The 13,024-nt window shown below is 72.1% G+C and carries 10 protein-coding genes; 7 read left to right on the forward strand and 3 right to left on the reverse strand.

The window, feature by feature from the left end:
- The first annotated feature begins 168 nt into the window (after positions 1-168).
- The 4 genes from AC07OQ_RS22160 (at position 169) to AC07OQ_RS22175 (ending at position 3,257) form a co-directional block, all read left to right on the forward strand.
- Positions 169-330, forward strand: coding sequence for a hypothetical protein (locus AC07OQ_RS22160; RefSeq protein WP_495055306.1), 162 nt, complete (start codon positions 169-171; stop codon positions 328-330).
- 123 nt (positions 331-453) lie between these two features.
- A complete protein-coding gene (locus AC07OQ_RS22165) occupies positions 454-1,734 on the forward strand; it encodes an amidohydrolase family protein (protein WP_495055307.1) in 1,281 nt (426 codons plus the stop codon).
- Between the two features lie 83 nt (positions 1,735-1,817).
- Entirely contained in the window at positions 1,818-2,417 is a 600-nt protein-coding gene (locus tag AC07OQ_RS22170; RefSeq protein WP_495055308.1) for a CHRD domain-containing protein, read from the forward strand.
- Positions 2,418-2,627: 210 nt separating this feature from the next.
- The gene (locus tag AC07OQ_RS22175; protein ID WP_495055309.1) at positions 2,628-3,257 is read left to right on the forward strand and encodes a glutathione S-transferase family protein; all 630 of its coding nucleotides are present in this window, start codon (positions 2,628-2,630) and stop codon (positions 3,255-3,257) included.
- Here AC07OQ_RS22175 and AC07OQ_RS22180 read toward each other — a convergent pair.
- The 3 genes from AC07OQ_RS22180 to glnE all read right to left on the reverse strand — a co-directional run bounded on the left by AC07OQ_RS22180 (position 3,221) and on the right by glnE (position 7,336).
- Positions 3,221-3,889, reverse strand: coding sequence for a hypothetical protein (locus AC07OQ_RS22180; RefSeq protein ID WP_495055310.1), 669 nt, complete (start codon positions 3,887-3,889; stop codon positions 3,221-3,223). The two genes, AC07OQ_RS22175 and AC07OQ_RS22180, sit on opposite strands and share 37 nt — an antisense overlap.
- A 103-nt stretch (positions 3,890-3,992) precedes the next feature.
- The gene (rrtA, locus tag AC07OQ_RS22185) at positions 3,993-4,553 is read right to left on the reverse strand and encodes a rhombosortase (RefSeq protein WP_495055311.1); all 561 of its coding nucleotides are present in this window, start codon (positions 4,551-4,553) and stop codon (positions 3,993-3,995) included.
- The gene (glnE, locus tag AC07OQ_RS22190; RefSeq protein ID WP_495055312.1) at positions 4,550-7,336 is read right to left on the reverse strand and encodes a bifunctional [glutamate--ammonia ligase]-adenylyl-L-tyrosine phosphorylase/[glutamate--ammonia-ligase] adenylyltransferase; all 2,787 of its coding nucleotides are present in this window, start codon (positions 7,334-7,336) and stop codon (positions 4,550-4,552) included. Before glnE ends, rrtA begins: the two co-directional genes overlap by 4 nt.
- A gap of 135 nt (positions 7,337-7,471) precedes the next feature.
- Between glnE and AC07OQ_RS22195 the strand changes: the two genes are divergently transcribed.
- Genes AC07OQ_RS22195 through AC07OQ_RS22205 form a run of 3 tightly spaced genes read left to right on the forward strand, consistent with a single transcriptional unit; the run spans position 7,472 to position 12,923 of the window.
- A complete protein-coding gene (locus AC07OQ_RS22195; protein ID WP_495055313.1) occupies positions 7,472-11,551 on the forward strand; it encodes a YhdP family protein in 4,080 nt (1,359 codons plus the stop codon).
- The gene (locus AC07OQ_RS22200) at positions 11,548-12,375 is read left to right on the forward strand and encodes a carbon-nitrogen hydrolase family protein (protein WP_495055314.1); all 828 of its coding nucleotides are present in this window, start codon (positions 11,548-11,550) and stop codon (positions 12,373-12,375) included. Before AC07OQ_RS22195 ends, AC07OQ_RS22200 begins: the two co-directional genes overlap by 4 nt.
- Positions 12,372-12,923 (forward strand): hypothetical protein, encoded by a 552-nt coding sequence (locus AC07OQ_RS22205; RefSeq protein WP_495055315.1) that lies wholly within the window; start codon positions 12,372-12,374, stop codon positions 12,921-12,923. The genes AC07OQ_RS22200 and AC07OQ_RS22205 overlap by 4 nt, the downstream gene beginning before the upstream one ends.
- The last annotated feature ends 101 nt before the right edge of the window (positions 12,924-13,024 follow it).

The raw sequence follows: 13,024 nt of genomic DNA on the forward strand, positions 1-13,024 counted from the left end.
CCGCACCGGCCGGCCCGTAGCGCTCGGCGTGCGGCACGCCGATCTAGCGGAATCCCGCTGCCGGGCCCGGCCTGTCGGCGCAGCCCGACAGGCCGGCGCGCGCTTGTCCGACGCCGGACGCCGCCGCCGAAGCGGAGGATGGCGACTGACAAGCCCTGGAGAACCGCCATGCCGACACCGCGCCCCCCACGCCGCCCGCCCGACGACCCGGTAGAGGATGTATCGCCGGACTTCGACATCGACGCACCGGCCCTGCCCGACGACGGCGTCGTGCCGCCGCGCATCGACGACGACCCCGAGCAGGAACGGGTGCTGGAGCCCGATAGCTGAGCGCCGCCGCGCGGGGTCGCGATGAACGCCTCGATCGCCCGGCGCCGCGGCGCAGCCGTTCACGACCGGCGGCGGCCGAGCGCGGTGGTAGGCTGAGGCCGAAACCACGCCTGCCTGTCGCCCATGCTGATCCGCAACATCTCCCTTCCCGACGGACGCCGAGGCCAGGACCTGCTGGTGCGGGACGGCCGCATCGCCGCCATCGGCCCGAGCCTGCCGGCGCCCGCGGGCGTCGAAACCATCGATGGCCAGGGCTGGCTGCTGAGCCCGCCCTTCGTCGACGCCCATTTCCACATGGACGCGACGCTCAGCTACGGCATGCCGCGGGTCAATGCCAGCGGCACCCTGCTGGAGGGCATCGCGCTGTGGGGCGAACTGAAGCCGCAGCTGACCCAGGAGGCCCTGGTCGAGCGCGCGCTGGCCTATTGCGACTGGGCGGTGGCCAAGGGCCTGCTGGCGATCCGCTCGCATGTGGATGTCTGCGATCCGCGCCTGCTGGCGGTCGAGGCGCTGCTGCATGTGCGCGAGCGCGTGAAACCCTATCTGGACCTGCAGCTGGTGGCCTTTCCGCAGGACGGCGTGCTGCGCGCGCCCGGCGCCTTCGAGAACCTGAAGCGCGCGCTGGACATGGGCGTCGACGTGGTCGGCGGCATCCCGCATTTCGAGCGGACTTCCGAGCAGGGCGCGGCCAGCGTGAAGCTCTTGTGCGAGCTGGCCGCCGAGCGCGGCCTGATGGTGGACCTGCATTGCGACGAGAGCGACGACCCGCTGTCGCGCCATGTCGAGACCCTGGCGTTCGAGACCCAGCGCCTCGGGCTGCAGGGCCGCGTCACCGGCTCGCACCTGACGTCCATGCATTCGATGGACAACTACTACGTCTCCAAGCTGATCCCGCTGATGGCCGAGGCCCGGCTCAATGCGGTGGCGAATCCGCTGATCAACATCACCCTGCAGGGGCGCCACGACAGCTACCCGAAGCGCCGCGGCATGACCCGCGTGCCCGAGCTGCTGGCGGCCGGCGTCAATGTGGGCTTCGGCCATGACTGCGTGATGGACCCCTGGTACTCGCTGGGCAGCGGCGACATGCTGGAAGTGGCGGGCATGGGCCTGCATGTGGCGCAGATGACGTCGCAGGCCGGCATGCGCGCCTGTTTCGAGGCGGTGACCGTCAACAGTGCGCGCATCCTGGGCCTGCCGGACTACGGGCTGGAGGTCGGCAGGCGCGCCGACTTCGTGCTGCTGCAGGCGCAGGATCCCATCGAGGCGATCCGGCTGCGCGCCCAGCGCCTCATGGTGGTGCGCGAGGGGCGGGTGCTGAGCCGCGGCGCCCCGGCCGTCGCCGCGCTGAGCCTGCCGGGCCGGCCGGCGAGCGTGGACTGGACCTGGCGCCCACCCAAGAGCTAGGGGTGGCGGGGGCGGGGCAGCGGAGTAAAACCCGACGCATCACAGGCGCCAGCGCCGTTGGCGCCTCTCGCAGGAGGTCCCTTATGCGCATCCAAGCCGCCCTCGCCGCCGCCCTCATGGCCGCGCCGTTCCTGACCCATGCCGTGGTCCACCAGTTCAACGCCTCGCTCAACAGTGCCAACGAGGTCAACAGCACGTCCGCCGAGACCGCCACCGGCATCGCCTCGCTGTCCTATGACGACAAGGGCACGCTGTCGTTCGCGGACGACACCTACGGCTTCACGATGTTCGTCGCCGGCCTGAGCGGTAACGCCACCGCCTTCCATATCCATGGGGCGGCGACCACCGCCGAGAATGCGCCGGTGCGCGTCAGCCTCGACGCCGCTCCCTTCCTGTCGCTGAACAGCGGCGGCAATCTGCTGGTCGGCGGCAGCGGCATCGCCGCGCCGTCGATTGCCGCGACCGCGCCCAGCGGGACGAATGCCGGCCATCCGGCCATGTCCTTCCTGGACCTGCTGCAGGGCGGGCTGGCCTATGTGAACGTGCACACCGCGCTCAATCCCGGCGGCGCGGTGCGCGGCCAGCTGATGGAGGTGGCGGTGGTGCCGGAACCCGCCAGCGCCGCGCTGCTGCTGGTCGGCATCGGGGCGGTCGGCCTGATCGTGCGGCGCCGTCGGCATTGAGTGGCGCTGCCGGCCGATGCCAGCAAGCCCGCCGCGCGCGGGCTTTTTCTTGCCCCTCTCGCCGGGCGTGTGGCCGGCAGCGGCGCCCAAGAGGGATGCTCCGCACCCGGGCCGCCTGCCTGAGCGTCGGCCATTTGTCCAGGTCCACGCGCCACAAGTGCTTCGCTAGAATCTTTCGCAACAGGACAGTCCGTCCATCACAAGTCCGACATGAAACTCATCGGTTCACTCTCCAGCCCCTATGTCCGCAAGGTCCGCGTCGTGATGGCGGAGAAGAAGCTCGACTACCAGTTCGTGCTGGAAGACGTCTGGGGCAACGAAAACATCCTGAAGATGAATCCGCTGGGCAAGGTGCCCTGCCTGGTGATGGAGGGCCAGGACTCCATCTCCGGTGCGGTGTTCGATTCGCGCGTGATCTGCGAATACGTGGACACGCTCTCGCCGGTGGGCAAGCTGATTCCCGAACGCGGCCGCGAGCGCACCGAGGTGCGCACCTGGGAAGCGCTGGGCGACGGCCTGATGGATGCCGCGATTGCCGTGCGCCTGGAGCAGACCTGGGCCGGCCGCAGCGCCGAGCAGCGCAGCCCCGCCTGGGTCGAGCGCCAGATGGGCAAGGTGCATGCGGCGCTGCAGGCCATGAGCCAGGGCCTGGGCGAGAAGCCCTGGTGCTCGGGCAACCATTTCACGCTGGCCGACATCGCGGTCGGCTGCTCGCTGGCCTATCTGGACTTCCGCTTCCCGGCCATCGACTGGCGCACGACCTACCCGAACCTGGGCCGCCTGCTGGAGAAGCTGGCCGGCCGTCAGAGCTTCATCGACACGGCGCCGCCCAGCGCCTGAGCCATGTTCAGGGCCGCGTAGACCGTGGCCAGGCGCCGGCCGATCTCGTCGGCGCCCATCTGCCAGCAATGCGCGATCTCGCCTTCCAGCAGGCCCTGGGCCACCAGGGTGAGCAGGTGCTGGTCGCTGCGGCTCAGGCCCGCGCCGGCCGGGGCCGTGTCTTGCGCGGCCGCGGCGTTCTGCGCCGCCAGCGGCTCGCTGCGCGGCAGCCCCATGCGCTGCAGCACCTGGCGCGCCAGCGCCGGCGACATCGGGGCGCGCCCGTGCCGGCAGGCGTGCAACGCCGTCACCAGCCCGAGCTTGGGGTTGCCGTCGAGCCAGTAGGACTGCGCGCCGGCCGCCAGCGCATCCAGCAGCAGCGGATCCTCGGCCTCCGCGCTGAGCAGCAGCAGGCGCGGCCGGGACCGGCCCAGCCGGCGCAGCAGCAGCAGGGCATGGCCGTCCAGCAGGCGCAGATCGCTGGCGATCACGTCCGGCCGCAGCGCGGCAATCTGCGGCACCGCATCGTGCAGCCGATGGCTGGCGCCGACGCAGACCCAGCGCTCGCCGGCGATGGACTTCCCTTCGAAAAGGGCTCGTTGCGCGGCCAGCAGGGCGCGGTTGGTGCGGCGTAGCAGGAAGACGGACGGCATCGGTGGCGGGGGCAAAAGCGCAGCCGATTGTCCCGTCCTCAGGGGGCGTGACAACCCCGCGTCCCGGTGTCCGGGCCGGCCCGCCGCAGCGCTGCGAGCGCGCTCAGCGCGCCCGCGTCAGCAGCCGCAGCGTGAGCGCGCAGATCGCACCGGCGAGCGCGCCGCTCAGATGCGCGGCGGGCGCGATCGCGATGTCCCAGCCGGCCACGGTCTGCAGCGCGGGCCCCCAGGGCCGTTCCAGCGCCAGCTTCAGCAGCAGGCCGGCGGCAATGGCGGCGCCGATCGCGCGCTCCTGCCCGCGCCGGCCCAGCAGTTCGAGCGCCAGCACCGCCGCGCCGGCATGCAGCACGCCCGAGAGCCCGCCGTAATGCAGCAGGTCCGGCCGCCACAGCAGCCCGGCCTGGGTCAGCGGCCAGGCCAGCAGCCAGGCCAGCGTCGCGCGCCGGGGCAGGCGCGCCGCCAGCCCGACCCAGGCCAGCACCGCGCAGCCGGCCAGATTGGCCAGCAGATGCTGCAGGCTCCAGTGCACGGCGGCGGCGCTCAAGAAGCGCCAAGGCTGGTCGGCGGCGAGCGTGGGTTGCCAGTCCAGCGGCGTGGTGGACAGCGGCCAGGCCAGCAGCGCCAGCGCGCCCAGCAGCGCGGCCAGCGCGGGCCAGGGGCTCAATCGAAGACGGCCCGCCACAGCGCCAGCACGGCGTCGCGGTGCCGCGCCAGGTCCAGCTCGGCCAGGCGCTCCTCGGCCAGCGCGGTGGGCTGCTCGTCCAGGCGTGCACGGTGCTGGGCGCGGCGCAGCTCGCGGTAGGCATCGGCCGCGGCCTGGCCGACATGGGCCGGCAGCAGGCCGGCGGCCTCGCAGCGCTGCAGCAGCGCGATGGTGCCGGCATTGTCCAGCAGCTCGGGGTGCGCGGCGGCATGGGCCAGCAGCAGGAATTGCAGCGCGAACTCGGCGTCCATCATGCCGCCGGGGCTGTGCTTGACATCGAACTGGCCCGGTTTGACCGGTCTTGCGCCGCGCACCTTCTCGCGCATCGCCTGCACCTCCTGGCGCAGTGCGACCTGGTCGCGCGGCGCGGTCAGCACGGCGCGGCGCACTTCCTCGAAGCGCGGCTGCAGCTCGGCATCGCCGGCGCAGAAGCGCGCCCGCGTGATGGCCTGGTGTTCCCAGGTCCAGGCGGTGTTGGAGCCGCGCCCGGTCTGGTAGTCGGCGAAGGATTGCAGCGAGGTCACCAGCAGGCCCGAATTGCCGTTGGGGCGCAGCGCGGTGTCGATGTCGAACAGCTCGCCGGCCGCGGTGCGCAGGGTCAGCCAGGTGATCAGCTTGCGCACGAAGGCGGCGTAGATCTCGTGGGCGCTGGTGTTGTCGTCCGGGTCCGGGTCATCGAACAGGAACACCACATCCAGGTCGCCGCCGTAGCCCAGCTCCTTGCCGCCCAGCTTGCCATAGGCGATCACGGCGAAGCGCGGCGCCGGGCGGTGCGCCTGCTTCAGGCGTGCCCAGGCCCAGTCGATCGCGCATTGCAGCGTGGCATCGGCCAGCGCCGACAGCTCGTCGGCCACCTGCTCGACGCTGATGCGCGCCTCGACGTCGCGCACCAGGGTGCGGAACACCTCGGCATGGTGGGCGCGCCGCAGCGTGTCGAGCAGGGCCTCCTCGTCGGCCTCGCCGCTGCGTTCCCAGGCGGCGTGGCGGTCCTGCAGGTCCCGGATGAAGGCGGCGCCGTCGAAGCGCTCGCCCAGCAGGCGCTGGTCGGCCAGTTCGTCGATCACGCCCGGGTGCTGCATCAGGTAGCGCATCGGCCAGCGCGCCAGGCCCAGCAGGCGCAAGAGGCGCTGCTGCACCGCGGGCCGCTCGACCAGCAGGGCCAGATAGCTCTCGCGCCGCAGCAGCGGTTCGATCCAGTCGACGAAGCGCAGCGCGCCGGCCAGCGCGCATTGCTCGCCGCGTACCGCCTGCGCGGCGCGGCCCACCAGCTTGGCCAGGCGCAGGCGCGATTCCTCGCGCAGGGCCTGCACGCGCGGCGTCTCGGCCCAGCGGCGCACCGCCTGGCCCAGCTCGGGCGGCAGCTGTTCGAGAAACTCCTCGGCGTCGATGGGCAGGGCCGGCCCGCCGCAGCCGCCGTTCTTGCAGCCGCCGTGCTTGGGCGCCTGGCCGTCGTGCAACAGGGCGTCGAACTCGGTGGCCACCGTCTCGCGCACCTCGCAGAGCCTGTCCATCAGTTCGCAGACGCCCGGCGCGCAGCCGGTGCGTTGCGACCCGGGCGTCAGGCCCAGGCTGCGCGCGATCCAGCCCAGGTCCTGATCGTCGCAGGGCAGGCAATGGGTCTGCTGGTCGTCGAGGAACTGGATGCGGTGCTCGACGCGGCGCAGCAGCACATAGGCCTGGATCAGCTGCTCGGCCGTGGCCGGCTTCATCAGCCCGCGCGCGGCGACGCGCTGCAGCGCCTTCACCGTCGAGCGCGTGCGGATCTCGGGGAACTGGCCGCCGCGCACCACCTGCAGCAGCTGCACGGTGAACTCGATCTCGCGGATGCCGCCCCGCGACAGCTTGACGTCGTTGGCGCGCTCGGGCCGGCCGGCGGCGCGCTTCTGGGCCTCGTCGCGGATCTTGCGGTGCAGCTGGCGCAGGCCCTCGAACACGCCGTAGTCCAGGTAGCGGCGGTAGACGAAGGGCGTCACGAGATCGCGCAGCGCCAGCGCGCGCTGCTTGGCCGCCGGGTCCAGCGGTGCGACGACGCGGCTCTTCAGCCAGGCGAAGCGCTCCCATTCGCGGCCCTGCACCAGGAAATACTCCTCCAGCATCGCCAGGCTGACGACCGGCGGGCCGGAATTGCCATTGGGGCGCAGCGCCAGGTCGACGCGGAACACCTGGCCGTCCTCGGTCACCTCGCCGATCAATGCGTAGAGGCGCCGCGCCACCAGCGAGAAATACTCGTGCGCGCTGATCGACTTGGCGCCGTCGGTCTGGCCCTCGTCGTCGTAGACATAGATCAGGTCGATGTCGGACGAGACATTGAGCTCGCGCGCCCCCAGCTTGCCCATGCCCACGACCCAGAAGTCGATCACGGCCCCCGCGGCGTTGCGCGGCTGGCCGTGGATGGCGTCCTGCGCGGCGCGCGCCTCGGTCAGCGCCAGGTCCAGCGTCGCCTCGGCCAGCTGGGTCATGGCCAGCGTGATGTCGGCCATCGAGGCGTCCTGCTCGATATCCAGCACCGCCAGCCGCTCCAGCACCAGCTGGCGCGCCACCCGCAGCGCCGCCGGCAGCGGCCGGCCGCCGGCCTGCAGCGCGGCCACCAGGGCCTGGACGGTGGCCAGATCGGGGCGGCCGGGCGGCAGCAGGGACAGTTCCGCGGCATAGCGGCGGCGGATGCGCTGCACGTAGCGGCTGTAATCCGCGCTGGCCCGGATCGGGCCTGTTTCAGTCTGCAAAGAAAGCTCTGACGGAATCATCTCAAACGGCACGCTGTGCCAGAATCTTGCACACCCCAGGCGCGCCGGGCTGCGTTGCTGGCATGGACACGCCGCTCCCTGGGGGGTGCTCCGGTGTGTTCCATTTCAGCTGCATGGCAGCGCCGCTCCCTGTCCATGTCGTTCATCGCAACCTTCTCAGCCGCCCTGCAGCGTTTGGTCCCGCGCCTCGCACGGCGGCCGGCCCGCTGGCTGCTGAACTGCGGGCGCTGGGCCCTCGCTCTGGCGCTGCTGGCCTGGGCCCTGCTGCTGACGGCCTGGCTGGTGTTGCACTGGGCGATTCTGCCGCACATCAATGAATGGCGCCCGCAGCTGGAACGCTTGGCCTCGCAAAACCTGGGGGTTCGGCTCAGCATCGGTGCCATCGAGGCGCGCTCCAGCGGCTGGATCCCGGCGATGGAGCTGCGCGACGTGCGCTTTCTCGATCCCGCCGGCCGCGAGGCCCTGCATCTGCCGCGGGTCGTGGCGGCGCTGTCGGCGCGCTCGCTGTGGGCGCTGGAGCTGCGCTTCGAGCAGCTGCTGATCGACCGTCCCGAGCTGGAAGTGCGGCGCGACGCACAGGGCCGCATCTTCGTGGCCGGGCTCAGCGTGGAGGGCGCCGAGGGCCCGTCCAGCAAGGCCGGCGATGCGCTGGCCGACTGGTTCTTCGCGCAGCGCGAATTCGTGATCCTGCAGGGCCGCGTGCGCTGGATCGACGAGCAGCGCGCCGCGCCGCCGCTGGAGCTCAGCGGCGTGGACCTGCTGGTCAAGAACGGCCTGCGCCGCCACGAGCTGCGCCTGGACGCCACGCCGCCGGCCGACTGGGGCGAGCGCTTCGGCCTGCGCGGCCGTTTCACGCAGTCGCTGCTGAAGCGGCCGGGCGAGCTGATGCACTGGAGCGGCCAGCTCTATGCCGATCTGCCGCGCGCCGATGTGCGCCAGCTGCGCCGCCATCTGGACCTGCCCTTCGAACTCGACGAGGGCGACGGTGCCCTGCGCGCCTGGGCCGACATCCGCGATGGGCAGGCCCAGGGTCTGACCCTGGACATGGGTCTGCGCGCGGTGCAGCTGCGCCTGGGCGCCGGGATCGAAGCGCTGCAGCTCACCAAGGTCGCGGGCCGGCTGGCCCTGGCGCGCACGCCGCAGGGCTTCAGCCTGACGGCCACGCAGCTGGGCTTCGAGGGCGCCGACGGCCTGGTCTGGCCGCGTTCCGACTGGCGCTTCGGCCTGCGCCGTGCCGCGCCCAAGTCCGGCCTGACCGCGGCCACGCCGGGCGGGGGCGAACTGAATGCCCAGCATCTGGACCTGGCGCTGATGACCCAGATCGCCACCCGGCTGCCGCTGAGCCCGGCGCAGCGGCGCTGGCTCGCGGAGCTGGCGCCGCAGGGCCAGGTGGATGCCTTGCAGGCCAGCTGGGAGGGCGAGCTGGCCGCGCCGCACAGCTACCGCGTCAAGGCCGGCGTCAAGAATCTGAGTCTGATGGCCCGGCCCGCCGAGCAGGAGCGCCATCTGGGGCGCCCCGGTCTTGCCGGTGCCCGCCTGCAGCTGGAGGCCAGCGAGCGCGGTGGCCAGGCGCATCTGGTGCTGCAGGACGGCCGCATGGAGTTTCCGGGCCTGTTCGAGGAGCCGGTGCTGCCGCTCCAGCAGTTCGACGCGCAGCTGGACTGGCGCATCGATCCCCGCCCGGCCGGGCCCCCGGCGCTGGAGCTGCGGGTCTCGGATCTGCGCATCGCCAACGAGGATCTGCGCGGCGAGTTGGCCCTGGTCTGGAAGACCGGTGCCGGCGATGGCGGGCGCGGGCGCGGCGCGCGCTTCCCCGGCCATCTGGACCTGAACGGCCGCCTCGACCAGGCCCAGGCCGCGCGCGTGGCGCGCTACCTGCCGCTGGGCCTGGGCGCGCAGGCGCGCGACTATGTGCGCGACGCGGTGCGCGGCGGCAGCGCGCGCAATGTGCAGTTCCGCGTGCGCGGCGATCTCTGGGACTTCCCCTTCGACAAGCAGCCGCAGGGCCAGTTCCGCATCAGCACCCAGGCCCAGGACGTGCAGCTGGCCTATGTGCCCGCCCACAACGGGGCCGAGCCGCTGTGGCCGGCGATGGACAAGGTCAATGCCGAACTGGTGTTCGAGCGCGGCAGCATGCAGATCAGGAACGGCCGTGCGCAGGTGCTGGGCTATGAGCTCAGCGGCATCAACGGCGGCTTCAAGGACCTGATGCACCGGCAGACCCTGGAGCTGGAGGGCCAGGGCCGCGGACCGATGGGCGAGCTGCTGCGCTACCTCAAGCTCTCGCCGGTGGGCGACTGGATCGGCGGCGCGCTGAAGGACGCCAGCGCCACCGGTCCGGCCGGCCTGCGCCTGGCCCTGGCGCTGCCGCTGGCCGATCTGGACCAGTCGACGGTCAAGGGCCAGGTGACGCTGCTGGGCAACGATGTGCGGCTGCGCCCCGACGTGCCGCTGCTGGCCAATGCGCGGGCGCGCGTCGACTTCGACCGCAAGGGCGTCGCCATCCAGGGCGGGGCGGCGCGCGTGCTGGGCGGCGATGCCACGTTCGAGGGCGGCAGCCAGCGCGATGGCAGCCTGCGTTTCACGGGCCAGGGCATCACCACGGCCGAGGCCTTGCGGCGCGCGCCCGAACTGGGCCTGGTGGCGCGGCTGGCGCAGTCGCTCAACGGCCAGGCGGGCTACAAGCTGCAGCTGGGCTTCAAGGAGGGCGCCACCGAGCTCAATCTCACGAGCAATCTGCAGGGCCTGGGGGCCGAGCTGCCGGCGCCGCTGAACAAGGCGGCCGAGACGGTGCTGCCGCTGCGCATCCAGACCAGCCTGGTGGGCAACGGCCGCGACGAGCTGCGGCTGGAGCTGGGCCAGCTCGTGCAGGCCCATTACCTGCGCGACATCCGTGCCGAGCCGGCGCGCGTGCTGGCCGGCAGCCTGGCGCTGCAGGACGCCTTGCCCGGCCTGCCGGCCCAGGGCGTGCTGCTGCAGGCCAATCTGGGCCAGGTCAATCTGGACGCCTGGCAGACGCTGGCGCAGCGCGGGCTGGGTATCGGTGGCGGCGCGGGCGGCGGCACGGAGACGCTGGACGGTGGCTATGCGCCCACCCAGATCGCGCTGCGCGCCCAGGGGCTGCAGATCGCCGGGCGGCCGCTGAGCAAGGTGGTGGCCGGCGTCTCGCGCCTGCCGGAGCCGGGAGCCTGGCAGCTCAATCTCAATGCCGAGCAGCTGAACGGCTATCTGGAATGGCGGCCGGCGCGCGGCGCCAGCCAGGCCGGGCGCGTGCATGCGCGGCTGGCGCGGCTGTCCCTGCCCAAGAGCGAGGCCGAGGGCGTCAGCAATCTGCTCGACCAGCAGCCCGGCACGGTGCCGGCGCTGGACATCGTGATCGAGGACTTCGAGCTGCGCGGCAAGCGCCTGGGCCGGCTGGAGGTGCAGGCCCAGCAGCAGGGCGCGCAGCGCGACTGGAAGCTGACGCGCTTGCAGCTCAAGCATCCCGATGCGCTGCTCAATGCCACCGGCCAATGGGCGGCCGAGCCCGGCCGGCCGCAGCGCCGCATGGTGCTGGACTGGAAGCTGGACGTGGCCGATGCCGGCAATCTGCTGGAGCGTCTGGGGCAGGGGCGGGTGTTGCGCGGCGGCAAGGGTCAGGTCTCGGGCGAGCTGAGCTGGCAGGGCTCGCCGCTGGCGCTGGAATATCCCGGCATGAACGGCACGCTGCATGTGGAACTGGACGCCGGCCAGTTCCTGCAGGCCGAGCCGGGGGTGGGGCGGCTGCTGGGCATCCTGAGCCTGCAGTCGCTGCCGCGCCGCCTGGCGCTGGACTTCCGCGATGTGTTCAGCGAGGGCTTCGCCTTCGACGGCTTCACCGGCGACGTGCAGATCGAGCGCGGCGTGGCCAGCAGCCAGAACCTGCGCATGACCAGCGTGCAGGCGGTCGTGGCGATGGAGGGGCAGGCCGACCTGGCCCGCGAGACCCAGGACCTGCGCGTGGTGGTGGTGCCCGAGATCAATGCCGGCGGCGCCGCGCTGGCCTATGCGGCGATCAACCCCGCGGTGGGCCTGGGCGCCTTCCTGGCCCAGTTGGTGCTGCGCCGGCCGATGATGGCGGCCAGCACGCGCGAGTTCCACGTGACCGGAACCTGGGATGATCCCAAGGTCGAGAAGGTCGAGCGGCGCGCCGATGTGGTGCCGCCGCCCGCATCCGTTCCGAGGAGTAGCCCATGAAGATCGCCGCGATCCAGATGGTGTCCGGTCCCGATGTCGCGCAGAACCTGGCGCGGGCCCGCCATTGGCTGGCCCAGGCCGCCGCGCAGGGCGCGCAGCTGGCCGCGCTGCCCGAGTATTTCTGCCTGATGGGCCGGCGCGACGAGGACAAGCTGGCGCTGGCCGAGGTCCCGGGCCGCGGGCCGATCCAGCAGATGCTGGCCGGGGCGGCGCGCGAGTTCGGGCTCTGGATCATCGGCGGCACCCTGCCGCTCGCGACGCCCGATCCGGCCCGGGTGCGCAACAGCTGCCTGGTGTTCGCGCCCGATGGCACGCTGGCCGCACGCTACGACAAGCTGCACCTGTTCCGCTACGACAACGGCCGCGAGCGCTACGACGAGGCGCGCGTGCTGGAGGCCGGCGAGGCGCCGGTGGCGGTGCGGGTGGGGGCCGGGGCGACGGGGGGGCTGCGCGTGGGTCTGTCGATCTGCTATGACCTGCGCTTTCCGGAGCTCTATCGCGCGCTGGGCCAGATGCCGGATGAAGGGCCGCTGGACCTGATCAGCGTGCCCTCGGCCTTCACCCACACCACCGGCCAGGCCCATTGGGAGCTGCTGCTGCGCGCGCGCGCGGTCGAAAACAGCGCCTATCTCATCGCACCGGCCCAGGGCGGCACGCATGAGAATGGACGCCGCACCTGGGGCCACACGATGATCGTCGACCCCTGGGGCGAGGTGCTGGGATGCCTGCCGGAAGGCGAGGGCCTGGTGACGGCCGAGCTGGATGTCGCGCGCATCGCGCAGGTGCGCCGGCAACTGCCGGCCCTGCAACACCGTCGTCTATGAATAGCCAAGCGATCACAACGATCCTGCTGTGCGCGGCCGGCCTGCTGGCGGGCTGCGGCGCGCCCTCGCAGTCGCTGCGCATGAGCGTGCCGCCCGGCGATGCCTTGCAGCTGCGCGGCTTCATGCCGGCGGCGCTGCAGGGCCAGGTGGCGCTGGAGGCGGTGGACGGCGGTGCCGAGACCGGCCTCTGGTGGGGCTCCAAGGTCAGCAGCCTGGCGCTGGAGCATGCGCTGGAGGATTCGCTGCGCGCCGTGGGCCTGTGGGCGATGCCGCCGCAGGGGGCGCGCTACCAGCTGAAGGCGCGGCTGCTCGGCCTTGACCAGCCCCTGGTGGCGCTGGACACGACGGTGAGTGCCACCGTGCATTACACCCTGATCGACAAGACCAGCGGCGCCACGCTCTACCAGCGCGACGTGCGCGCCGAGCACAAGACCGAGTTCGGCGAGGCCATCGTCTCGCCGCCCGAGCGGCTGAGGCTGGCCAACGAGGGGGCGATCCGGCGCACCGTCGAGCTCATGCTGCGCGACCTGCCCAATCTGCGGCCTTAGGGCGTTTGCCGGTGAGCTTGCGCTCACGCCGCATTTGCTTATTACCAATCGGACCTTGTGGGAGATTAGGGTTTTCACTAGCATGGCGGGCTGATTCTCGC

Source organism: Roseateles sp. GW821-FHT09B06, from assembly GCF_059418245.1.